General features: G+C 44.1%; 20 protein-coding genes and 1 riboswitch. Of the genes, 16 read left to right on the top strand and 4 right to left on the bottom strand.

Annotated elements, in window-relative coordinates; translation table 11 throughout:
* Positions 1–27 precede the first annotated feature (27 nt).
* Complete coding sequence (locus ACXACN_RS13400; RefSeq protein WP_474965084.1) at positions 28–615, top strand: biotin transporter BioY; 588 nt, start codon at positions 28–30, stop codon at positions 613–615.
* Between the two features lie 34 nt (positions 616–649).
* On the opposite strand, the gene ACXACN_RS13395 is transcribed toward ACXACN_RS13400, so the two are convergent.
* Entirely contained in the window at positions 650–1,051 is a 402-nt protein-coding gene (locus ACXACN_RS13395; protein ID WP_474965082.1) for a hypothetical protein, read from the bottom strand.
* 181 nt (positions 1,052–1,232) lie between these two features.
* Here ACXACN_RS13395 and ACXACN_RS13390 point away from each other — a divergent pair, with 181 nt between their 5' ends.
* The 11 genes from ACXACN_RS13390 (at position 1,233) to ACXACN_RS13340 (ending at position 12,776) form a co-directional block, all read left to right on the top strand.
* Positions 1,233–2,333, top strand: a complete 1,101-nt coding sequence (locus ACXACN_RS13390; RefSeq protein WP_474965081.1) for a M24 family metallopeptidase — start codon at positions 1,233–1,235, stop codon at positions 2,331–2,333.
* Positions 2,334–2,581: 248 nt separating this feature from the next.
* On the top strand, positions 2,582–2,929 hold the full coding sequence (locus ACXACN_RS13385) for a lmo0954 family membrane protein (protein ID WP_474965079.1): 348 nt from the start codon (positions 2,582–2,584) through the stop codon (positions 2,927–2,929).
* Positions 2,930–2,950: 21 nt separating this feature from the next.
* Positions 2,951–3,592, top strand: a complete 642-nt coding sequence (locus tag ACXACN_RS13380; RefSeq protein WP_474965078.1) for a PspA/IM30 family protein — start codon at positions 2,951–2,953, stop codon at positions 3,590–3,592.
* Between the two features lie 66 nt (positions 3,593–3,658).
* Positions 3,659–4,378: a cell wall-active antibiotics response protein LiaF gene (gene liaF, locus ACXACN_RS13375; protein ID WP_474965077.1), complete on the top strand. Its 720-nt coding sequence runs from the start codon at positions 3,659–3,661 to the stop codon at positions 4,376–4,378.
* Positions 4,375–5,415 (top strand): sensor histidine kinase, encoded by a 1,041-nt coding sequence (locus tag ACXACN_RS13370; RefSeq protein ID WP_474965075.1) that lies wholly within the window; start codon positions 4,375–4,377, stop codon positions 5,413–5,415. Before liaF ends, ACXACN_RS13370 begins: the two co-directional genes overlap by 4 nt.
* Complete coding sequence (locus tag ACXACN_RS13365; RefSeq protein WP_474965073.1) at positions 5,412–6,044, top strand: response regulator transcription factor; 633 nt, start codon at positions 5,412–5,414, stop codon at positions 6,042–6,044. Before ACXACN_RS13370 ends, ACXACN_RS13365 begins: the two co-directional genes overlap by 4 nt.
* A 550-nt stretch (positions 6,045–6,594) precedes the next feature.
* The gene (gene rpiA / locus ACXACN_RS13360; protein ID WP_474965072.1) at positions 6,595–7,293 is read left to right on the top strand and encodes a ribose 5-phosphate isomerase A; all 699 of its coding nucleotides are present in this window, start codon (positions 6,595–6,597) and stop codon (positions 7,291–7,293) included.
* Between the two features lie 82 nt (positions 7,294–7,375).
* Positions 7,376–8,902 (top strand): RQC-minor-2 family DNA-binding protein, encoded by a 1,527-nt coding sequence (locus ACXACN_RS13355; RefSeq protein ID WP_474965071.1) that lies wholly within the window; start codon positions 7,376–7,378, stop codon positions 8,900–8,902.
* A gap of 321 nt (positions 8,903–9,223) precedes the next feature.
* Positions 9,224–9,868 carry a DUF4166 domain-containing protein gene (locus ACXACN_RS13350; protein WP_474965069.1) on the top strand — a complete coding sequence of 215 codons (645 nt, stop codon included), beginning with the start codon at positions 9,224–9,226 and terminating at the stop codon, positions 9,866–9,868.
* A gap of 13 nt (positions 9,869–9,881) precedes the next feature.
* Complete coding sequence (gene kynA / locus ACXACN_RS13345) at positions 9,882–10,718, top strand: tryptophan 2,3-dioxygenase (RefSeq protein ID WP_474965068.1); 837 nt, start codon at positions 9,882–9,884, stop codon at positions 10,716–10,718.
* A gap of 672 nt (positions 10,719–11,390) precedes the next feature.
* On the top strand, positions 11,391–12,776 hold the full coding sequence (locus ACXACN_RS13340; protein ID WP_474965067.1) for a polysaccharide deacetylase family protein: 1,386 nt from the start codon (positions 11,391–11,393) through the stop codon (positions 12,774–12,776).
* Between the two features lie 75 nt (positions 12,777–12,851).
* Here ACXACN_RS13340 and metX read toward each other — a convergent pair whose 3' ends face one another.
* Both metX and ACXACN_RS13330 read right to left on the bottom strand, forming a co-directional pair.
* Positions 12,852–13,904 (bottom strand): homoserine O-acetyltransferase MetX, encoded by a 1,053-nt coding sequence (gene metX / locus ACXACN_RS13335; RefSeq protein WP_474965065.1) that lies wholly within the window; start codon positions 13,902–13,904, stop codon positions 12,852–12,854.
* A 23-nt stretch (positions 13,905–13,927) separates the two neighbouring features.
* Positions 13,928–15,622, bottom strand: a complete 1,695-nt coding sequence (locus ACXACN_RS13330) for an O-acetylhomoserine aminocarboxypropyltransferase/cysteine synthase family protein (protein WP_474965064.1) — start codon at positions 15,620–15,622, stop codon at positions 13,928–13,930.
* A 108-nt stretch (positions 15,623–15,730) separates the two neighbouring features.
* Positions 15,731–15,841: riboswitch (SAM riboswitch) on the bottom strand.
* 132 nt (positions 15,842–15,973) lie between these two features.
* Between ACXACN_RS13330 and ACXACN_RS13325 the strand changes: the two genes are divergently transcribed.
* The 3 genes from ACXACN_RS13325 (at position 15,974) to ACXACN_RS13315 (ending at position 18,736) form a co-directional block, all read left to right on the top strand.
* Entirely contained in the window at positions 15,974–16,174 is a 201-nt protein-coding gene (locus ACXACN_RS13325) for a DUF2188 domain-containing protein (protein WP_474965063.1), read from the top strand.
* An 849-nt stretch (positions 16,175–17,023) separates the two neighbouring features.
* Positions 17,024–18,244 (top strand): NAD(P)/FAD-dependent oxidoreductase, encoded by a 1,221-nt coding sequence (locus ACXACN_RS13320; RefSeq protein WP_474965062.1) that lies wholly within the window; start codon positions 17,024–17,026, stop codon positions 18,242–18,244.
* Positions 18,245–18,280: 36 nt separating this feature from the next.
* Positions 18,281–18,736, top strand: coding sequence for a hypothetical protein (locus ACXACN_RS13315; protein WP_474965060.1), 456 nt, complete (start codon positions 18,281–18,283; stop codon positions 18,734–18,736).
* 57 nt (positions 18,737–18,793) lie between these two features.
* Here the strand turns inward: ACXACN_RS13315 and ACXACN_RS13310 are convergent, their stop codons facing one another.
* Entirely contained in the window at positions 18,794–19,639 is an 846-nt protein-coding gene (locus ACXACN_RS13310) for a TetR/AcrR family transcriptional regulator (RefSeq protein ID WP_474965059.1), read from the bottom strand.
* A gap of 116 nt (positions 19,640–19,755) precedes the next feature.
* On the opposite strand from ACXACN_RS13310, the gene ACXACN_RS13305 reads away from it, so the two are divergent.
* Positions 19,756–22,923, top strand: a complete 3,168-nt coding sequence (locus ACXACN_RS13305; RefSeq protein WP_474965058.1) for an efflux RND transporter permease subunit — start codon at positions 19,756–19,758, stop codon at positions 22,921–22,923.
* The last annotated feature ends 108 nt before the right edge of the window (positions 22,924–23,031 follow it).

Below are 23,031 nucleotides of genomic sequence, written 5' to 3'. Positions count from 1 at the left end.
AGACTCATTACATAGGAGGACATCGAAATGAAATCTTCTCGTTTATCGGCTTATGACATTACTCTGGGGAGCTTATTCGTCGCATTGATGGCGATTGGAGCTAACATCACTGCATTTATGCCATTCTTACAAGTGATGGGCGTGCCCCTGACGCTTCAAACATTCTTTGCTATCCTGGCAGGACTCGTCCTCGGGAGCAGGTTAGGTTCATTCTCTGTTCTTGTTTATGCTCTTTTAGGACTAGTAGGTGCACCGATTTTTGCTGGGTTTAAAGGTGGCATATCCATGCTTATATCCCCAACGTTTGGATTTATTTTATCGTTTATTTTTGTCGCTTATGCCGCGGGTAAGATTGCGGAGTCTAAAAGAAATCTCCCAACATATATCACTGCAGCCCTTGCCGGCATAGCTGTGAACTATTTTGTTGGTGTCAATCTTTTTTATCTCGCTATGAACTTCTGGGTTGGCGGCGACGGCATCGGATTTATACTAGCTTGGTCGAGCATGGTCCCCTTCTTAATCAAAGATATAGGCTTATCCATCGTGGCCGCTTTCTTTGCGATCCGATTAGAAAAAACATTATTGCAGCGTACACCATTAAGGCAGGCAGCATAACAAAAGAGATCCGCTATCGATAGCGGATCTCTTTTTATACGTTTTCTGAGATTTGTTTTCCGTGAACGAATGTCATGATGGCAAATAAGACGAAAGCGATGAGAAGTGTCGTTCCTCCAGCGATGAAGAAAATCGTGTTAAACGTGTTCATACCAGGAATAGGCTGGGTATAGTAGAGCCACATACCTACGGTTAAACCAAACACACCAAAGAAAGACGTCCACACGTGGGCGGTGGCAAGCTTAGAATCTTCAGGTATGGAGAACACTCTATAATAAATACCGAAAGCAAAAAGGGAAAGCCATCCAACAACAAGAATGTGCGCGTGTATTGCACTCAATTGCAGTCCCCCTCCGCCGGCCATATGAGAACCCATGAATGCGCCGATCAACGCATAAATCGCAGAGACTCGTACGAAAAAACGAGTACGGTCCATATCATTCACCTCCTGATTTAATGATCACCTTTTGCCATTATATCGAACGCTTCCGATTATGAGAATGATAAAAGTCAAAGTGTCGCTAAACATTCACTTCTATTTTCGCACTTTTGTGTGATTTGGATTGCTTAAATGTTTGAGCTATGATGAAAGAAGAATTTAAGAGGAGTGATCAAAGATGGAACATCGATTAGAACAATTTTCTCAATACCTAAAAGATACAAACGTGGATGCAGCGTTTATTAATTCAACAGAAAACTTCTTTTATTTAACAGGATTTCATACAGACCCACATGAGAGACTACTTGGATTGCTCGTTTTCCCTGAAGCGGACCCGATTGCTGTCCTTCCGGGGATGGAAAAAGGACAAATCCGTGATGCTGGTTGGACAAAAGAAGTGATTGGTTATGCCGATCATGAAAACCCATGGCAGATGATGGCGGACAAGATGAAGGAGAACGGCATCACAGATGTGAAAACGGTTGGAATCGAAAAGCAGGTCCTCTCTTACGGGAGAAGTGAATCATTCTTCGATCTTTTTGAAAATGTAGCGGTTGCAGACATTGAAGGCCAATTAAACGATATGCGTGTCGTTAAAGACGACCATGAAATCAGCATTATAAAAGAAGCTGCAGAGCTAGCCGATTATGGAGTGAGCGTAGGAGTGGAAGCCCTTGAAGAGGGGATTACTGAGATGGAAGTTCTCGCTAAGATTGAGTATGAGCTGAAGAAAAAAGGTGTGGCGGAGATGTCCTTTTCCACTATGGTCCTGTTCGGTGAAAAATCGGGTCAACCCCACGGGAACCCTGGAGACCGCCGCTTGAAACCAGGAGATTTTGTCTTGTTCGACCTTGGTGTCGTATGGAATGGCTACACATCTGATATTACCCGAACCTTTGCTTACAAAAAGGTAAGTGAAGAACAGCAGAAAATCTACAATAAAGTGAAGGAAGCGCTGGATGCTTCGCTTGCAATCAGTAAGCCGGGAACACGAATCGGTGATCTTGACCAAGTCGCACGTGACATCATTACAGATGCAGGGTACGGAGATAAGTTTCCACACCGCATCGGTCATGGTCTTGGGATTAACGTGCACGAATTCCCTTCCATGAGTCATTTGAATGACGGCGTTCTGAAGGAAGGCATGACGTACACGATTGAGCCTGGAATTTATGACCCGGAAGTCGGCGGGGTTCGTTTGGAAGACGATGTCCTTGTTACGGATGACGGGTACATCACATTGACTCAAACACCGAAAGAATTGCGCATTATCGAATAAGAAAGGCCGCCTTTTTAGGCGGTCTTTTTTTGTTTTTGCGGTAGGTAATGTCCTCTAACTTCCATTCAACGTCTTCTATCCCGTATTTAATGTCCTCTAACCTAAATCTGTGAAATATAAGATCACTCTTCTTTTCTCTACCATACTATACGCCTCTGGTCTTAGATGAAAATATATCCCTGGCTCATTACGACAGGTTTCTATTCTCGATATGATAAAGACAAGAAAACAGCAAGGAGGGAAAAACGATGAAGAAATTTTTACTATTCCTGGCTGGATTAGTCGCTCTTACCGTATTGCTCGCCAATGTAGGACCGATGATCCTCCTCGGTGTAAGTGTGTGGCTGCTTTATGTTGTCTTCAAGCAGTTCATGAAAAGTGACTCCACGGCCGGAAAGATTGGCTGGGTTGTCGTCGGGTTGATCGTCCTAAGTGTAGCTGTCTCCAATGTCTATGCAGTGATCGGTGTAGCCGCTGCTTTTGCTCTGTACTGGATTTATAAACATTGGACAAGCAAAAGCGAAACGATCCGTTCTACAAAGTCCGATGATCCTTTTACTAATTTCGAACGCCAATGGGCAGAAATGAACAAATAAACCAAAGGAGAGATTTTCAGTATGGCTAATTTATTTACAAGATTAAAAGATTCCATTACCGCAGACTTGCATGAGGCTTTGGATCAAAAGGAACAGAAGAATCCAGTGGCCATGTTAAACCAGTATTTGCGTGAAAGTGAAAAAGAAACGGAGAAGGTCAGAAAGCTCGTGGAGCGCCAGTACCGCTTGAAAGATGAGTTTTCTCGTGAGTATCAGAAAGCACAGGATATGGCGGACAAGCGCAGACGCCAGGCTGAAGTTGCTGAAAAAGCCGGTGAAACCACAATGTATGATTTCGCCGTTAAGGAGCAGCAAGAGTATGAGGCAAGGGCCGATCGTCTCCAAGCATCAAGAAGAGACAGTGTTGAGCAATTGGAGGCTCTGGAGCGTAAGTATGAAGAAATGAAACATAAATTGAAGGACATGCATTTGAAGCGGATGGAACTGATGGGACGTGAGAATATTGCTCGTGCTCATCATCGCATGAATCGTGTGATTGAGGAAACAGCGGACAAGCCTTACTCCAGATTTTCAGAAATCGACCGCTACATTGAGGACCTTGAGTACAAAGTGAACAGTGCGTATTACCACAGTACGTTCGATAGTAAAATGTCACAGTTGGAAAAAGAAATGGAGAAACGGGAGGAAGTACCCGCTAAATAGAAAACATGATATGATAAAGGCGCAGTTTTCTGCGTCTTTATCGATTTATAGAGGGGGATGACCTTTATGCTTAAAAAACTTTCGACAGATACAATCAACACGATTTTAATCATAGGGGTGATTCTCCTCGTTGTGGAAATCGTCTTTTTTAACGGAGGCCTCGTATTTTCTGTCATTTTCTCCGGGGTTCTTATGTATATCGGGTGGAAAAACTATCGTCCACTGTGGAGGAAAATCCTCTTCTGGGTGGGGCTGATCAGTTTAATTTTTACCGTATTAAGTATGATTGCTGTAAGGTTTCTTGTCATTGCACTGATTCTTATATTTCTAAGGGATTACTTTAAATCAAAGGAAAAGCCGGCATACGTCCGGCCTGAGATCATCGACCCTCATCACGAGATCCCTGAGCAGGAACCGTTGTTAAGGCAGAAATTTTTTGGGGATGATTCTACTCCGAAAACGTCTTACGAATGGAAAGATATCAATATTCATGGTGGGTTCGGAGACAGAATCGTCGATTTGAGTCAAACGGTTCTTCCTCACGATGAAGCTGTCATTTCCATCCGACAATGGATTGGTAATTTGACGGTTTATGTCCCATACGAAGTAGAGGTAAGTATTCATCACAGTGCTCTCATAGGACGTGCTTCGATCTTTCAATATAAAAAGTCGAACGTGTTCAATCAGGTGGTCTCCTATCAAACGGATGGGTACCGTAAAGAAAAACCACGCGTGAAAATTATCACTTCTGTGGTTTCCGGAGAACTTGAGGTGAAGCGCGTATGAACGTATGGCACAGGCAATTGTTGTCCGGTACCCTTACTTTTTTCGGGTTTACTATTTTGTTGTTGGCCATTACGTTTTATGCCTTTCCGTTTACCTCATGGGGGGAGCTGTTGGAAAGGGAAGTCTTTGATCTTCCTTATCTTTTCTTTGTTTTGTTCATATCTTTATCCTTCGGGTTTGTGGTGGGAGTCATCCAAGGATGGTTTTGGCGTAGGCAGCTCTTTACCATTGAACATCGCTTGTCTGAACTGACAAAAGGAAATGAGCTTACAGAAGAAGAGGTTGATTTGCAAGAGATGGAACAGATCGACCATGCTCTTAAGCAACTGGAAGAAAAAATAACGAAACAAACCGAACTCGCTCAACGTATGGTTACGGAGAGGGCAGAAGAACGCGAGAAGAGTCTGCAGGAAGTGGTGATTCAGGAAAGGAACCGGCTGGCAAGGGAACTTCATGATTCTGTCAGCCAGCAACTATTTGCAGCTTCGATGATGATGTCTGCCATTAATGAAACGGATTCAAATGATTGGCAGGCAACAAAAAAACAAATGCAGATGGTCGAACGCATGATTCATCAGTCACAACTTGAAATGAGGGCTCTGCTTCTCCATCTAAGACCCGTTGCACTGAAGGATAAGTCTTTGTCAGAAGGAGCAGAAGAGCTGCTGTATGAACTCACTCAAAAAGTACCGATGGAAATTGAATGGTCCGTCGAACCCTTGACCCTGGAAAAAGGCATCGAAGATCAGCTTTTCCGGATTCTTCAAGAGTCGGTATCGAATACGCTGCGGCATGCTAAGGCGCATTCGTTGAGTGTGATGTTGATTGAGAGGGATCATTACGTCATCCTCCGCATTATGGATGATGGCATTGGTTTTGATGTGGAAGAGGCGAAGGCAAGCTCCTATGGCCTGCAAAATATGCATGAACGTGCGTTTGAAATAGGGGGAACATTGAAGGTTGTGAGTGTTAGAGATCAAGGCACGCGGTTAGAAGTGAAAGTTCCCTACCGGACAAGAGGAGGCGATGAAGAATGATTACCGTATTATTTGCTGATGATCATGAAATGGTGCGCATCGGTGTATCGGCATACTTATCTGCACAACCAGATATTGAAGTCATAGCGGAAGCGGACGATGGAAAGGCAGCTGTAGATCTGGCATTGGAACACCGTCCTGATATCATATTAATGGACTTGGTGATGGACGAGATGGACGGGATTGAAGCGACTAAACAAATCACTCAACAATGGCCTGGAGCAAAAGTCATTATCGTCACAAGTTTTTTGGATGATGAAAAAGTGTATCCAGCCCTTGAAGCAGGAGCGACGAGTTATATGCTCAAAACATCAAAAGCCGAGGAAATCGCGAAAGCTATACGCTCTACATACGCAGGTCAGTCCATTTTAGAACCTGAAGTGACAGGGAAAATCATGACTAAAATGCGTACACCAGAGGGAGTCCAACTTCACGAACAGCTGACAGGCAGAGAAAAAGAAGTGCTTCTCTTAATGACGGAGGGGAAAACCAACCAGGAAATATCAGATCAACTGTTTATTGCACTGAAAACTGTAAAAGTACATGTAAGCAATATTCTCGGAAAACTCCAAGTGTCCGATCGAACCCAGGCGGTCATCTATGCCTTCAAACATGAGTTAACCAAATAAAACCTCGACCACATAACGGTCGAGGTTTTTGCATATATAGAAATACTGTGCTCCATATTAAACAAACGCTTAATCAATAAATTGACAGGGGCACGTGAAACGGAATGTCACCTGTTTTATGGCAAGGCAGGGAGAGAGGCTTGGGAGACTTGCAAGCCAGTTCAGCGCTTTGCAGAATCAAGTCTAAGAGAGGTTGTTGTCATCCTCCCATTTCCACTCACTACTACACTCTTACGACTCATTCGAACGGAGCGCTCAACAATAACAAGCTTCCATCACCTGAAGGTTTATTGGTTTAATGTGACGAGTACGATGGCAGTGATTAGAATGAAATAGAAGATGAATAACTTCAAGTACACTCGTTTCATTTCCATCCCCTTCTTCCTGTAGTACTTTGGATTACCTTATATCTATGTGAAGAAGATGTTAAGAATGACAAAGATTTGATAAAGGTGAGGGGGGCGGGGCATCTTCATCTGGTACACTTTCTTTACCACCCATGCTTTTTTTTCACGTCATTCGGGAATACCAAAACAAAGAGGTGATACTTGTGAAATGGAAAAATAAATTAGCTGATCAGCCTGTCTGGTCAGGTGACATTTCAAATCGAGAAAAGAAAGAAGCGGTCGCTCAGCAAGTGAGCCAGTTTGTAAAGGATGGAGATGTCATCGGCATCGGTTCAGGATCGACATCATTTCTTGCTTTACAAAAGATCGCGGAGAGGGTAGCGGAGGAAAAGCTTTCAATCTTGGCTATTCCCACTTCTAAAGAGGCAGAGATGAACTGCAGCTATTATGGATTGACGACGACTTCCCTCCTCCATAACCAACCGGATTGGGGATTTGATGGAGCAGATGAGGTGGATGGAGACCATCGGCTCATAAAAGGAAGAGGGGGCGCTCTTTTTTCTGAAAAGCTCGTGATGGCAAGTGCTGCTAAAACGTATATTTTAGTAGATGAAAGCAAACAGGTGGAAAGACTAGGAGAAAAGTTTGCGGTTCCATTAGAGGTCGACCCACGAGCCGTACATCTTGTGGAAACGACTCTCCAAACTTTTGAATGCGATCAAGTTGATCTGAGGATGGCGACAGCCAAGGACGGGCCGGTTTTGACGGAAGCTGGCAATCTGCTCATGGATGTTAGGTTTTCAAAAATACACGATTCGTTGGAAAAAGAGTTGAGCGCCATACCAGGAGTCATTGAAACGGGGCTTTTCATTGGGTATTCCGTGGAAATTTTAAAAGTATGACGCCCATTTTACTTATAATTGTTGGTACATCGTAATACTTTTTCTATAATAGTAGTAAATCCTTATTCAAAGGGGAATCATTATGGGACTGCCAAACAGGATTGCTTACCAGGATCAACGATACCCGTATGTAGTACTTGCACCGATCGGAAAGAAGAACAAACAAATCCGGTCGATTGGACATAAATTTGAACGGGGGTTACTATCCAGGCTGAACGACGCAATCGTGGGTCAAATCAACGAAAAAGCTCTAGATGTTGAAAACATCCGCCCATATTTAGGGCTCACAGGAAGAGCTGTCCTTCCGGTTTCTTTTGAAAAAGAAGAGACCATTCACCCACATTTGTTGCGCCCAGAATTGTTTTTATGGAGGTCCTTGTCAGAAGAACATGGACTACCTTTAAAAGAAGAATATTTATACAGTACAGATTTTACTCAACTCTCCTCTGAGCAACTTTATGAACACATAGGGGAAGTGCTTGAGGATTATCTGTTTTTATCTCATATTAGTGAATACGATCGCAAGCATTGGATCGATAAAATTGCTGCTGCCTTTCACAATCACCCGATCGTACAATTGTTCCATGATAAAAAGGACGTTATCGACGGGGTGGAAGTTATGAATCAATCTGCACTGATATCGGTCCTGAATTACCCGGAAGATGTCGCCTATTGGCGTCACAGGGTTAACATCGTTATGCGTCCTTTCCGCACATTACCGGCAGATTGGCTGGAGGGAAGGGGAGGAAGCTGCCCTCACGAAAAATCACTCAGCTTCCATTCGAAGGAGCGGTGCATCCGTTGTTCTTGCGAAAAGTGCGACTATACACTGCACTACAACATCGATGAAGACAGAGTGGCTCTTGAAGAGGCATTCGATGTAGAGCTAGCCACGAAGCGGGTCCTAACGATTGAGAAACAGTTCAATGAAATCGCTAAACAAAACGAGCGTCTTCTTGAACACCTCATTCAGTTAAGAGGCTTGAAAAAACAACTGACAGTCGCCCGGAAAACACTGGAGGAAAGTTTAGATGTCGTTAAACAAATCGAACGCTATCAACGAAAAGCAGTGGATATGAAATCGTATCCACTCCTCCACATGTATGACAAATTAAATCGAAGTCAGATTCCGGAATGTACGACTGAATCTGAGTTGTTATGGCTATCTCAAATTCAGCTGGATGACGTAAGAATGCTGAAAGAACTACGTGATTGGCAAAGAGTTGTTCCAGAAAATGTATATCCAATGACAAGTCATGTTTTGGAAGAGTTAAAAAACAAGTTGAGTGAAGTCCGATATGAAAAGGACGATGTCATCATCACCCTTAAAGGAAGGTCATTGACGTATGCAGACACTCAACAAGTACTGGACTTGATCTATTATTACGGGACTGATTATCCGGCCCATACCTTAGTCCAAGTGCTTGCCGGAAAAGCGACAAACAAGCTTAGGCAACTTCATTTGCACGAAACGCGATGGTTCGGTATCCTTTCGAACTGGCCTGAAAAACATATTCAAAAACTCTTCAACCAGCTTGAAAAACAAGGGTGGCTGATGAAGCAGCAAAAGGGGTATTCCATCAGCGACTATGCTGAAGAAGTCATGTAAACGGGTGTAGGGGGACTGAATTGAAATCCCTCACATGTTTGGAGATTCCTTGCATATCCACAAATACAATCATAAAGACCTGCTGAAAAGGCAGGTCTTATTTCATTGCGTGTGTAATAGAAAGCGGTTACTTATGCTATAATGCCAATACATACATTCAAAAAAAGTGGGTTTCTAAATAATACCATATTCGAATTCAAATCGTTTCATACCTGTTTTACAACCCCTAAATATGGAAATTTACATAAATGGGATAGGTGCAATGATTTGAAACCATCCACGAACATAGACGGAAAAAATTGTGTTGAGAGGAGTTTTTCTATGAAATCGATTTTTCATCGAGCCCTAGGTGAGCAATTCCATAATCTCCATTCCGAGCTTCAAAAAAAGTACGGCTTGACGAGTAAACAAAACCTGATGATCCTTGGACAAGGAAGAATGACTGAAATCAGAGGGACACATCCACTGCTGCGGCCTTTTCTCCAGATAGGGGCAAAAGACCACCTTGTCTTTGCAGAAAGAGGAAAAGACGTTCCATTCACCCTTGAGAATTATATTTACGAAGATGAAAGAGGACGTGAAACCATCAGTTGGATTCGAAGATTTTTCTTTCCTTACTCTATTCGGGGTTTCGATGCAGCCATGCGCTTTGATGAAGAAAAGGGCTGCATTGTTGATGATTTAGGAAAGACAGGCTTCATACAAACCGAATTAGATCTTCATGTTACAGCTGAAGGCGGTTTATATATGGAGTCGAAAGCAATGAATGTGGATGGTCTGCTGTCCATGGCTCATCCGACGACCAGTGTGTACGAACATTATGACGAAAAGGAAGAAGCATTTCGTGTCCATGTGCATGCTGAGCACCCTGTCTTAGGAACACTTCTTATGTATGAAGGGACCGTTCATACTGAATATTTACCGATGACTTTTAACAACATTCCTGAACGTGGTGTTTTAGACTGAAGGAGGGTCATCAATGAAAAATCATGAAAATAAGGGTAGCGAGAACGTCCATACTGATTTTTCCAGTCGGATGACCTATGGTGAATATCTAAACTTGGATGAACTGCTATCTGCACAAAAGCGTCTTTCATCTCATCATGATGAGATGCTTTTTATTATCATTCATCAAGTCAGTGAACTATGGATGAAGCTGACCTTACATGAGCTTCATGCTGCAACAGAAGCGATAAGAAAAGATCAAATGCAGGCGGCGTTCAAAATGCTCGCCCGAGTGTCGAGCATACAAAAACAGATTATTCAAGCATGGGATGTTTTATCAACATTGACCCCATCAGAATATATGGAGTTCCGTGACCACCTCGGCCAGGCGTCCGGATTCCAATCTTACCAGTACAGGATGATAGAATTTGCACTGGGGTATAAAACCTCTCACGTGTTGAAAATTTATGAAAAAGACCCGGTGTTGCACCAACGCCTTGAAGAAGCTTATCATGCCCCAAGCCTTTACGATGCCGCCATCGAGAAGCTGTCGGAGGCCGGTTTTCCGATATCAGAACAGTTGATGAAGCGAGATTATACGCAGCTATATGAAGAGGATTCCACTGTAGAAGCGGCCTGGACGAATGTGTATAAAGACGTGGAACAGTATTGGGACTTGTATCAGTTGGGGGAGAAGCTCGTCGACATTGAAGACAGTCTCCAGCAATGGCGTTTTCGTCACATGAAAACCGTAGAACGGATCATCGGTCACAAAAAAGGCACAGGCGGATCCTCAGGCGTTGGCTACTTAAAGAAAGTCCTCGACCACCGTTTCTTCCCCGAACTATGGGACGTCCGCACCAACATCTAACTAGAACTTTCCTTATTGGAGAGTTCTTTTTTTATTCCGCAATATGTCAGCACTCTGTAAGACTCAATTTCGAGACTTTAGTGGAGGGAGGGGGCTCCAGGAAAAAGGTTCGCTTTCCGTGGGCGAGTGATGAGCCTCCTCGAGCTAACGCTCTGCGGGGTCTCATCTACCACGCACTTCCCACAGGAGTTGCAGCTACCCAACCACTCCATTTCGATCATGTGAGAAACAAACCCCTATACCAAAAAGGAGTATCTTCCACCATCACTTCCTAGAGTAAGAAAGTGCTCTATAACAAGCGGCTATGAGTTCTATACATACGTATGGAAGTTTTTTGATACAGCTCCTAATACGTATAGAATGCGCCTAATTGTGGAAGTTGTTTCGAGAAACTTATAAGGCAAAGGGCGGAGGGGAATGGCGAGACTCCTGCGGGAAAAAAGTGCAGGGTGAGACCCCACAGGACGCAGTCCGAGGAGGCTCACCGCGCTCCCGCGGAAAGCGAGTTATTCCCCGCAGCCCCCATCCACTCAACAAAAGCCTCGAAACTGAGTCTTCAAGAAAAGGAGTTTGGTGAATTAACTTAATTTACTGAATATATCGAAGTAATTAAGTCATTGTTACATTTGTGTTACAATAGATTGTGTGACTATGAGATAAAGAGGGAATCGTATGAGACAACCGATTATATATACCATTTTGTTTGTTTTGTTGACAGCATCCGGCTGTTCATTCATTGCAAATGCGAATGAAGAGTCGGGAGAGAAGACAGATAAAGAGACGATGTATGACGTAAGTATAGAAACAGAAATCGATGAATATGAAGAATATCACATGACTGCGCATTATCCGCAGACACCCAATAACCAAATTGACCAAACCATTATAGATTATGTGAATCAGCAGAAAGCCTTGTTTAAGCAGGAAAGCTATAAAAGCAAGCAGAAAAACGAGGGAAACCTATCCCACGAACTGCACATTGATTTTGAGGTGATTCATCAAAATCAACGCTTTTTTGTTGTGAGGTTTATTGAAACCATTGATCTCGGTAAAGATGGGATCATGACCAGTCAAACGATCATGAATTTTGATAAGAAGAACGGCAAAGCCTTATCACCAGAAGAATTGTTTAAGGAAGACGTCTATTATGTTGATCGTTTTCATGCCTGGACGAAAGAGAAGATAATAGACGCAGGTGGAGATGCATCGAAAATTTTAGAGAAGCTTGACGCTAAGCCTGAATTCTATGAAAATATCGCTTTGACTGGGGAGGGGGCTCTTGTATTTATAGAGAGTCCTACTAATAATGAACCTTTGCGTGTAATGATTGGGAAGGATAAAGTATCCAAACTCCTTCGGTCAGAGTATGCAGGTGCTCTGAAAAAGGGACCTGAAGCACAGCCTAAGACAGGCTCAGAGGATTATGATCCAAAGAGCGATGACGAGTACTTGGACTTTTCTTTGGATGAGAACCTTGGAGAAGGAAAAGAAGTGGCGTTAACGTTTGATGATGGACCTCACCCGGAAGTGACCAGAGGAATTCTTGATGTATTGGATAAATATGAAGCAAAAGCCTCCTTCTTTATGATAGGTAAGCGGGTAGGTTACTATCCGGAGGTGGCTCGTGAAGTGAGTGAACGCGGGCATGAAATCGGAAATCATACGTGGGATCATGTGCGTTTGGAACGTTTGTCGCCTGAGCAGGTCAATCAGCAGATCCTATCTACTCAAACGATTCTTGAACAAGTGACCGGACAAAAGGTAGACTTACTTCGACTGCCCTTTGGAAATGTCCCTTCTGAAACGTATCAAGAAGAAATCAACGTTGTCCCGTGGACCATTTATTCAGAAAAATGGGCAGATCAAAAGCCGGAAGTAGTGGCGGAAGATATTCTTTCAGAAGTAAAAGAAGATTCGATCATATTGCTCCATGATCTTCAGAAATACACGGTGGAAACTGTAGATCTTTTACTGGAGAAATTATATTCCAAAGGATATAGAGTTGTTCCAGTCGGCCAATTGCAAGATACACAAGAAAACCGTTCCGTTTTAGAATAAAAACGGAACGGTTTTCTGCTTTTACAAATCCGTCCTCTTCCTTTGAAAGGTCCATAGACCGTAGGGGAGGGGGGACTATTTCAAGTGTTCTTCTAACCATTTGCCCCAGCGTTCAAATTCTACGAGAAATCCATCGTGACCATAATCGGTGGATATGTGGTGATGTTTCCCTTTATTGCAGAACGTAGTGAAAGATTTGATTAGAGCATCCGGATAGAGAAGGTCGTGCTCGAAACTGAATGTATGAATCTCTGCTTGATAAAGCCGAGCAGCTTGTTGCCATCCATTCCTATCCCGACCGATGTCATGGTTGTTCATAGCATCAAGAAGGTACAGATAGCTGTTGGCATCAAAGCGTTCTTTGATTTTATCTCCTTGGTAATCTAAATACGATTGAATTTCATAAGAAGCATCAGCATCATACGACCGGTCAAATCTTTTTTCAAATAAAGTACTGCTTCGGTAGGTGACCATCCCGGTCATCCGAGCGATTTCAAAACCTTTAAGGTCTTCATTGGAATGGTAATTTCCATTACGGAAATTAGGATCGCTTTTGATGGCTCTTGCACCAATGTGATTAAAAGCGATGCCATAATCGCTTAAATAAGGAGTCGCTGCCAGTATGAATAATTTTTTCATAAATTCAGGGTAAAGAAGACCCCATTCGTACGTTTGCATCCCTCCAAGTGATCCGCCAGCTATAGCGTGGAGATGAGTGATGCCTAAGCGATGTAAAGCTGCATATTGAGCATGGACCATATCCCGAATTGTAACTTTCGGGAAGGTTTGGCGATAGGGATTTCCTGTGTCGGGATCCATACTCGCAGGTCCTGTAGACCCGTGACAACCACCGAGTACATTGAAGGTGATCACTTGATAGTGGTTGGTGTCGATTGGACAACCTTCACCAATTAAACCGGCCCACCAGCCACGTTCCTCCCTTGAACCGACAGCGAGCTGGTTGCCTGTTAAAGCGTGGCATACGAGGATAACGGGAGCATCTGTCGGCCCGTATCTTTCGTAAGCAAGTTCAACGTTCGAAAGCTTGTCACCAGACTCGAAGGTAAAAGCTCCGATTGATATCGATTGATTGGTTCGCGGGTGGCTGGCGGGGTTTTTTAATGACATGCTTTTCATTCTCCTTTCTTTCTTTATACCGATACGAGGGAGGTGGAAAGATCTTTCCCAGACCGGATATTCACAACAGCGTCATAAAGGCTGACCCCTGAAATAATGGCTTCATCTTCGTGCGCGCTTGGTTTGCGTATCCACAGCAAGGTTGGCTTTATATCCTTCGCTAAGTTCAAGACATCATCATCCGCTTCTTCAACATAGACAATATCCCAGTTGATATTCTTTTCTTTTTGAAGATCCTCAAGGTGAGAGAAGGCGAGAACTTGATACCCTAACCGCTCTAATTTGTTCTGCTCCTGAAGAAGTGCGCTTTGGCCAACAATCCCGATCACTCTCTTTCTCAAGTCCCCATCCGAACGGTCTAAGGATGAAGATAAAACGGGCTCTGCCACATGTTTGGTTTTCCCGTATGGTTTCCGTTGTCCAGTAGCATGGAAAATGGCGTTGTCTAAATCCTGGATCAAATCTTCTACGGATTCTAAACCGACAGATAAGCGGACAAGTTCTTCAGTGACACCAGACTTAGTCAAGTTTTCGTCGTTTAATTGTTGGTGAGTCGTGGAAGCTGGGTGAATGATTAACGATTTGGCGTCGCCGACATTGGCCACATGAGACCAGATGGTGCTTTGATCAATTAGTTTGCGTCCGGCTTCGCGTCCCCCTTTAATTCCGAAGACAACAATCGATCCATGGCCGTAGTGGAAGTATTTTTTGGCTAATGAATAAGTGGGGTGGTCTTTCAATCCTGGATAATTGACCCATTCAACCCCATCATGTTGGTTTAAATACTCAGCAATTTCTAAAGCTTGATCCGCATGGGTTTGAACTCGTAAGTGTAACGTTTCCAATCCTTGTAAAAGTAAGAAAGCGTTTTGTGGGCTGAGACATGCCCCAATGTCTCGGAGCAGCTGCACACGAAGTTTTATGGCGAAAGCGGCAGGGCCTACATCAATACCGAAACGGATGCCATTGTAACTTTCATCAGGATCTGTGAACCCTGGGAATTTGTCATGGTTCCAGTTGAAACGTCCACTATCAACAACAACACCACCAATGGCGGTTCCGTGGCCACCAATCCATTTAGTGGCAGAGTGGACAACGATGTCTGCTCCCCAGTCGATAGGTCTACATACATACGGGGTAGCGAATGTATTGTCGATGATTAAAGGGATGTGGTGATCGTGAGCGACATCTGCGACCGCTTCGATGTCCAGTACATTTAAACTCGGGTTTCCGATGGTTTCTGCAAAAATCGCTTTTGTATTAGGAGTGATAGCCTTGTCAAAAGCTTCTGGATCATCCCCTTCTACGAAATGGACATTGATTCCATAGCGAGGGAGGGTGTGGACAAACAAATTGTACGTCCCTCCATAAAGGTTCGTCGAAGTCACAATATCATCCCCGGATTGAGCGACATTCAGAATGGCCATCGTAATGGCAGACATGCCTGATGCGGTCGCCACAGCCGCAGCACCGTCTTCAAGAAGGGCGATACGTTTTTCAAATACATCGACGGTCGGGTTTCCGATACGTGTATAGATGTTGCCAGGTTCCGCAAGTGCAAAGAGATTTTGTGCATGCTCTGTGTCATTGAAAACATAAGAAGTCGTCTGATAAATCGGTACAGCACGAGAACCTGTAGCGGGGTCAGGGTCTTGACCACCGTGAAGTAAATTCGTTTCAGGGCCGAACGTATGGAATGGTAAACTCATGGGAAAATTCCTCCTCTGATTTTTTCTAGGACATCCACTTTGAAAAAAGAGGGAAAATGAAAAGCCCTCTTCTGTAATAAGAAGAGGGCTTTATGTATCTCATACCTCCCCTTATCTTTCAGGTCATGTGACCTGTAGGATGTAGCACCTTTTCAAGGAATAACCTTGAAGGTTGCTGGGCGTCGTAGGGCCTAGTCCCTCTGCCGCTCTCGATAAGAGTTTTCATCATTAAATTTTCTGACTTGTTTGAAATTATAAAGCCGTCCTTTATCATTGTCAAACAATATCGGTACGTTTGAATCCTCCTTTGCGTGGGAAATGGTTTATTAAGTCTATGAGATAGGAGTGAAGATGATGAAACAATATAGTGTTGTACCTAATAAAGATGTGACCGGATGGTTTGTTAAAATCGAGGATATTGCTCCGACAGACCTTTATGACGAGCGTGATACCGCCGTTACCAAAGCGGAAGAAATTGCAAAAGAAAACAAACCGAGCAAACTTCAGATCCTGGATCAAAACCACGAAGTTGAAGAAGAGCGCACGTACTAATAAAAAAACTCCCCATCGCGGGAGTTTTTTTATATGCACCGATTAATCAGTTATTAAAGTAAATGGCAGGATTCTTGAAGACTCGATTTCGAGACTTTTGTTGAGTGGGTAGGGGCTGCGGGGAATGACTCGCTTTCCGCGGGAGCGCGGTGAGCCTCCTCGGACTGCGTCCTGTGGGGTCTCACCCTGCACTTTTTTCCTCGTAGATATCCGGTTCCGGCGCCTAGCGGCTAGTGAGACTTCCCTCGCTTCTGTACGATAAGTCAACATCGAATCACTCCGTTCTTCGTGTTTCTTTTATCTCCGCCACCTCAGTCCAGTCCATACGCCGCTGATCGAGGCGCCTCCACACTTAAGATAGGAGTCTCGCCATTCCCCTCCGCCCCTCTGCCATATAAGTGTCTCGAAACCACTTTCAGAATTAGGCGCTTATTGTACGTATTGGAAGCTATAAAGCATATCTCTATCGTATGGATATTGCTCATAACCTCTTGTTATAGAGCGCTTTCTTACTTTAGTTAGTGATGGTGGAAGGTAGCTCCTTCTTGGTATAGGTGTTCGTTTCATACATGATCGAATGGGGTGGTTGGGAAGCTGCGAGACTCCCGTGGGAGAAAGGAGATCGGCGAGATCCCGCAGGGCGGTAGCCCGAGGAAGCTCGCCACTCCCCCACAGGAAAGCGAGTTGCTTCCCAACCACCCCTGACGCTCAACCAGGCAACGAGCCCCGGGAACATCTCGAAACTGAGTCTTCCACAAACAGGAGCTTATCTTTAACATAGAGGTTCTAGAGTTTTTGTTGGGCTACAGTTATGATGGAGGTAAAAGATACATAAAGGTGTGAGCAACCATGAATCATCATTACGATGTCATCATCGTCGGTGCGCGTGTAGCCGGCGCAAGTTTAGCTATTTTACTAGGAGAGATGGGAAAGAAAGTCCTCCTTGTCGATAAAGCCAGTTTTCCGAGTGATACCTTATCCACACATTTTATGTCGCACACAGGATTCTTAGAAAAATTAGGCATCCTCAAGCCGTTAGAAGACTCTGGCTTGAGAAAAGTAACGAGGATGCGGACGTATATTGGAAGCAGTTTCGTAGAAGGTCCAAGGGCGTCCTATACCATCATTCCAAGACGAGATAAGCTTGACTCCATGCTGATCGAACGAGCGCTTACTTTCCCGTCTGTCCAATTCAAATCTGAAACGACGGCACGAGAATTGATATGGGAAGAGGGAAAGGTCGTCGGCGTCACTCTCATAGAAGATGGTGAACCGCATGATGTTTTTGGACAGTTCGTTGTCGGGGCAGATGGGAAGAATTCAAACATTGCTCACTGGACAGGTGCAGAGAAGTATGAAGAAACGAAGCCGTTGCGACCGGTCGTCTATGGTTACTTTGAGGGAGTTGAGCCTTTACCTGAACCGGCCACAGAGATCTTCCTTCATGAGGGTCGGATCGGCTTTGTTTTTCCAATGGAGCACAACCGTGACTGCCTGGGCATAGAAATCCATCCAGAAGAATTTAAAACGATGATGAAAGACCCGGAACAATCGTTTAAACAAACGTTTGATCAATTGTATGGAATGAAGGAAAGGATGAGAGGGGCCAGGCTTCAAGGAAAGATCATTGGAACACCAGGCATGCCGAACTTTTTCCGGAAAGCCTACGGAGATGGCTGGGCTTTAATTGGCGATGCGGGTCACAGCAAAGATCCAAGTACAGGTTTAGGAATCAATGATGCATTTATGCAATCCTTCTTACTGGCTGATGCCTGCTTAAAAATGGATGAAGGCGTCACGATAGAAGAGGCAATGGAGGAATTCGAAAGGAAGCGGGACGAGCAGCTTCTTCCAGGATTCCAAATGACACTTCAATATATACAATCCCTTAGAAAATGGACAGATAATGAAGTGGCTCTATTTCAATCGATGGCAGCAAATCCAATGGTTTGGAACAAACTTGTCCCCAATTTATCCCGTCATTTAAAAAATGATGCTGCTGACTTTCCTCTCCTTCATACAGCGATGCAAATGGAAGCAGAACAGTTCGGTTTTAAAAAGGAATCCTAGCCGGAAAAGTCGAATGTAGGTAGTGAGGTGATCAAGGTGGAATGGACGAAAGAAACCGCATTTACAAAATTGCAGGAGATTTATAATGATAAAGTCATGCAGGATGAAAAACGAAGAGTTTTCCAACAAGTGTATAACCATTTGCAACAGCATCTCGATGATTTAGCGGTCCAATCGGGGCTGAAGGAAAAAGCGCAGGAACAGCTGAAATTTTTTAAGGAATACACATTCATGCCTGGAGACAACTTATTTCAGTCGATGCGCTATGTGTTCTTGATTGCTCGTGGTGAAAAAGAAAGGGACCCGGAAGAAACAAGGCAGCACTTGAACCGTATTTACCGCTCGCTTTACCAGCCGGCCGGTCTGAAAAACCCTTATATTCCTGACTCTTTTTGGGAAACGCCGCTAGGAGTGGCATGCTTAGTCGCAGAAGAAGGAGTAGAAGCTGTCTACCCCATTCTGGATGAAATCCTTGAAGCAGAGCGCATTTAACAAGAAAGCTCAGGCGCGGCCTGAGCTATTTGCATGAACTCTTCTAATTATAAAAGATTATAGCTGGTAGAACTGTTTGATTCTAGCGACGACTTCTGTAAAATTGGAAGACCCTTCGAGGTTTGCAATCATCCCTTTTAGAATGGCAGGACGAGGCTCCTTCCTCAGCATTTCTTCTGTAAGGACATGCACCGTATCTTTAATTTCTTGATTTTCCTCGCCGGCTAATTCCTTTAATCTTGAGAGTAAATGCTCCTGGTCTTCCCTGTGAAAGTGATCAGGTAAGAGCTGGTGCATAATTTCTTCGTTTATGACTGGTTGGTCACCGCTTTTTTCGAACCCCTCTACAATGTAGTCTGTCCTCCGTAACATCGCTTCTGAGAGGGATTCAAGATCCAAGTCAGCCCCTTCGATGATAATCAAATCCATATAGCCCTTGAACATTCCCTGTAGAATCAAACTCACTTCCCATATCGTTTCATGTAACCGCTCTTGATAGATGTTTTGCAGATGTCCCTTGTAAAAAAGGTAGGAGTTCACCCGCATTTGGGTAAGGAATTCTTCAATATTTTCGTTAAAAGGAATGGCTTGTTCCCGGATTTGCATAATGATGAATTCCCGGTGGTCAGCCAGCTCTTCAAAGGTTACCTGCAATTGTTTCTTGAACTTCGTACGATCATCAGCCTTGAGTTTTTGAATTTCATCGATACGCGACTGAATCCGCTGATAGTAATAATTGAATATGTCCAGCAGTAAAGCATCTTTAGATTTGAAATGGAGGTAAAAGGCTCCTTTGGAGATTCCGCATGCATTTGCGATTTCCTGGACGGAAGTAGAGCTGAATCCTTTTTTGGCAAACAGCTTGATCGATTGTTCTATAATATAAATTGATTTTTGCTCCATGGTTTTCGCTCCTTCAAACTTGGAGAAGTTGATGTTTTCTCTTGACCTCTGACCAGTTGGTCATTTATATTTTAAGGTGTTGTGACTAATCGGTCAATAAAAGGGGAGAGTTGAATATGAAACGGATCATCGACTTTTCGATGAATAACAAATTTGCGATATGGCTTATGACCATTCTCATTACCGCTGCAGGGTTATATGCAGGGTTGAATATGAAGCTTGAAACGATTCCGGATATCGAGCCGCCAATCATTACGGTGACAACAACATATCCGGGGGCTACTCCAGAAGAAGTGGCCAATCAAGTATCTGAGCCACTTGAAAAGCAAATGAGCAATTTAAGTGGGGTAAAAACGGTCAGTTCTTCCTCGTTTCAAAATGCTTCATCGCTACAGTTAGAATATAGCTTTGATAAAAGTTTAGATGAAGCAGAGGATGAATTGCAAGAAGCTGTCGATCAAGTGACTTTACCGGAGGGGGCACAAGACCCTTCCGTTTCACGTCTGAACTTTAATGCCTTTCCTGTTGTGAGTTTAAGTGCCATTAACGGAGATGGGTCTCTTGAACAATTGACGACAACAGTGGAAGAAGAGATTGTTCCTGCTCTTGAGGGGCTTGAAGGTGTTGCGGATGTTCAAGTTTCCGGGCAGCAGCTTGAAGAAGTTCAGATTGATTTGGATGAAGGTGCATTGAAGGAACGTGGGCTCGATCAAGAAACCATTAAACGTTTCATTCAAGGATCTAATGTATCATTCCCGTTAGGCTTGTATACGTTTGACGACACGCAAAAGTCTGTTGTCTTCGATGGCAACCTTACAAGTGTGGAACAACTGAGAGATTTGCAGATTCCAGCTATTCCTTCTGCAGGAGGTGCTCCTTCGGGTCAGCAAATGCCTTCACAAGGCGCAGATCAAGTTCCTTCCGAAGCGCAGCAAGGATCTCAGGGACAGGGGCAAGCGACAGGTGACATGCCGGCTTTGGATGGCATTCCGACCGTTACCTTAGACGAAATTGCTGCTGTGGAGGTTGTTGGAGAAGCTGAATCCATCTCCCGTACCAATGGGGAAGATTCCATTTCTCTGCAGATTGTCAAATCACAAGAAGCGAATACGGTTGATGTCGTGAACCTCGTTAAAGCAGAAACAGAATCTTTTAAAGAAGAACTGAATGGGGTAGAGTTTGTGTACTCCTTTGACCAGGGTGAACCGATTGAAGAGTCAGTCAGTACGATGCTAAACAAAGCGTTGTTTGGTGGGATTTTCGCTGTCCTTGTCATCTTATTGTTCTTACGCAACATCAAGACGACGCTCATTTCGGTGATTTCCATTCCACTATCCTTACTGATTGCCATTCTATTTTTAAATTGGATGGAGATCACGTTGAATATCATGACCCTCGGAGCCATGACGGTTGCGATTGGACGTGTGGTGGATGACTCGATTGTCGTTGTGGAGAACATATACAGGCGGATGTCATTAGCTGAGGAAAAGCTGAAAGGGAAAGCGTTGATCCGCGAATCGACGAAAGAAATGTTCATGCCGATCCTTTCTTCGACGCTTGTAACAATCGCTGTGTTCCTACCGCTGGGTCTTGTGGAAGGTACAGTCGGTCAGATATTCCTGCCGTTTGCATTAACGGTTGTTTTCGCCTTGTTAGCCTCTTTACTCGTGGCTGTTACCATTGTGCCGATGCTATCCCATTCTCTTTTAAAAGAGTCGAAAATAAAAGGGCGTACACATGAAGAAGGAGCAGGAAAACTTGCTCTCTTTTACAAAAAGGTCCTGAACAGGACATTGAATCATAAAATCATATCGAGTATCATTGCCGTCTTAGTTCTAGTTGGAAGTATTGCACTTCTCCCATTTGTGGGAACAAGTTTTCTTCCTGAACAAGAGCAGAAGATGGTTGTCGCTACTTTCAGCCCGGCTCCTGGACAGACGTCAGAAGATGTGGAACGTATGGCTGAAGATGCACAGCAATTCTTTATGGAACGAGATGGAGTAGAGACCGTCCAATATTCTGTCGGCGGTGAAAATCCAATGAATCCAGGGGCTTCCAATCAGGCGATGTTCTATGTGGAATATGCCGATGATACGGAAGAATTCTCAGAAGAAACGCAACGCGTCATTGACGGTTTGAATGAGCAGGCAGAACAGGGAGAATGGATGAGTCAAGATTTCTCCGGCGCTGGATCTAGCAGCGGCTTGGAACTACGTGTGTACGGAAATGACACAGAAGAGATCAAGCCTGTGGTTGCCGAAGTTGAAGCGCTGCTTTCAGAAGAAGAGAATTTGAGAAATGTAGATTCCAGTCTCTCTGAATCCTATGAGGAATACACGCTCGTAGCGGACCATGAGCGTCTCAGTGAATTAGGATTGACGGCTGCACAAATCGGGATGGAGCTCGGACAGAATCGTCAACAACCCGTTATTACAACGATAGAGCGGGATGGAGAAGAACTGAATGTCTATCTCGAGGTAGAAAAAGAAGAGATTACTGGAATTGAAGGTTTAACAGGAAAAGAAATCACGTCCCCAACAGGTCAGACGGTCGCAATCAGCGACCTAGTCGAGGTCGAAGAGGGAACGACAGCTGATACGATTACACGGAGGAATGAGCGTGTTTATGCCAGTGTCACCGCAGAGATAACGGTAGATGATGTAGGTGCCGTTTCACAAGAAGTCAATGAAAAAGTACAGGAAATTAAAACGCCTTCTGGAGTTGAAATTACACAAGGTGGGGTAGCGGAGGACATTAATGAATCCTTCTCCCAATTAGGTTTAGCCATGCTTGCAGCCATTGCCATTGTGTATCTCATTCTCGTCGTGTTCTTTGGCGGGGGACTGGCGCCACTTGCGATTCTATTCTCCTTGCCGTTTACCATTATCGGAGCGGTGCTTGGATTATTGATCAGTGGAGAAACGCTTAGTATCTCGGCTATGATCGGGGCATTGATGTTGATTGGAATTGTTGTAACCAATGCCATCGTGCTCATCGACCGTGTCATTTATAAAGAAAAAGAAGGCTTCTCTACACGCGAAGCTTTACTGGATGCTGGAATGACCAGACTCCGTCCGATTCTGATGACAGCTCTGGCTACGATCGGAGCCCTGCTTCCACTTGCGCTTGGATTTGAAGGTGGTTCGATCATCAGTAAAGGTCTTGGTGTTACGGTGATCGGAGGGTTAGCAAGCTCTACGCTGCTAACACTACTCATCGTGCCTCTTGCGTACGAAACGTTAATGAAGTTCCGTAGACAGAAAAAGACACAAACTACGAGATAAATTTTGGTAGAATAAGAACATCCTCACATAACGAGGGTGTTCTTTTTTTCTAAATATTTGTAAAAAGTTTACCGTTTTTATTTATATGGCAGTGGGAATGGACTAAAA

It is taken from the genome of Halobacillus sp. AWM4_238 (assembly GCF_056158265.1).
The sequence above is the reverse complement of the archived record's forward strand: the minus strand, read 5'-3'. Positions and strand labels throughout refer to the sequence as shown.

Excerpts from the sequence above, each read along its gene's own strand:
- ACXACN_RS13400 (WP_474965084.1), top strand. The coding sequence starts at position 28 with ATGAAATCTTCTCGTTTATCGGCTTATGACATTACTCTGGGGAGCTTA.
- ACXACN_RS13395 (WP_474965082.1), bottom strand. The coding sequence starts at position 1,051 with ATGGACCGTACTCGTTTTTTCGTACGAGTCTCTGCGATTTATGCGTTG.
- ACXACN_RS13390 (WP_474965081.1), top strand. The coding sequence starts at position 1,233 with ATGGAACATCGATTAGAACAATTTTCTCAATACCTAAAAGATACAAAC.
- ACXACN_RS13385 (WP_474965079.1), top strand. The coding sequence starts at position 2,582 with ATGAAGAAATTTTTACTATTCCTGGCTGGATTAGTCGCTCTTACCGTA.
- ACXACN_RS13380 (WP_474965078.1), top strand. The coding sequence starts at position 2,951 with ATGGCTAATTTATTTACAAGATTAAAAGATTCCATTACCGCAGACTTG.
- liaF (WP_474965077.1), top strand. The coding sequence starts at position 3,659 with ATGCTTAAAAAACTTTCGACAGATACAATCAACACGATTTTAATCATA.
- ACXACN_RS13370 (WP_474965075.1), top strand. The coding sequence starts at position 4,375 with ATGAACGTATGGCACAGGCAATTGTTGTCCGGTACCCTTACTTTTTTC.
- ACXACN_RS13365 (WP_474965073.1), top strand. The coding sequence starts at position 5,412 with ATGATTACCGTATTATTTGCTGATGATCATGAAATGGTGCGCATCGGT.
- ACXACN_RS13355 (WP_474965071.1), top strand. The coding sequence starts at position 7,376 with ATGGGACTGCCAAACAGGATTGCTTACCAGGATCAACGATACCCGTAT.
- ACXACN_RS13350 (WP_474965069.1), top strand. The coding sequence starts at position 9,224 with ATGAAATCGATTTTTCATCGAGCCCTAGGTGAGCAATTCCATAATCTC.
- kynA (WP_474965068.1), top strand. The coding sequence starts at position 9,882 with ATGAAAAATCATGAAAATAAGGGTAGCGAGAACGTCCATACTGATTTT.
- ACXACN_RS13340 (WP_474965067.1), top strand. The coding sequence starts at position 11,391 with ATGAGACAACCGATTATATATACCATTTTGTTTGTTTTGTTGACAGCA.
- metX (WP_474965065.1), bottom strand. The coding sequence starts at position 13,904 with ATGTCATTAAAAAACCCCGCCAGCCACCCGCGAACCAATCAATCGATA.
- ACXACN_RS13330 (WP_474965064.1), bottom strand. The coding sequence starts at position 15,622 with ATGAGTTTACCATTCCATACGTTCGGCCCTGAAACGAATTTACTTCAC.
- ACXACN_RS13325 (WP_474965063.1), top strand. The coding sequence starts at position 15,974 with ATGATGAAACAATATAGTGTTGTACCTAATAAAGATGTGACCGGATGG.
- ACXACN_RS13320 (WP_474965062.1), top strand. The coding sequence starts at position 17,024 with ATGAATCATCATTACGATGTCATCATCGTCGGTGCGCGTGTAGCCGGC.
- ACXACN_RS13310 (WP_474965059.1), bottom strand. The coding sequence starts at position 19,639 with ATGGAGCAAAAATCAATTTATATTATAGAACAATCGATCAAGCTGTTT.
- ACXACN_RS13305 (WP_474965058.1), top strand. The coding sequence starts at position 19,756 with ATGAAACGGATCATCGACTTTTCGATGAATAACAAATTTGCGATATGG.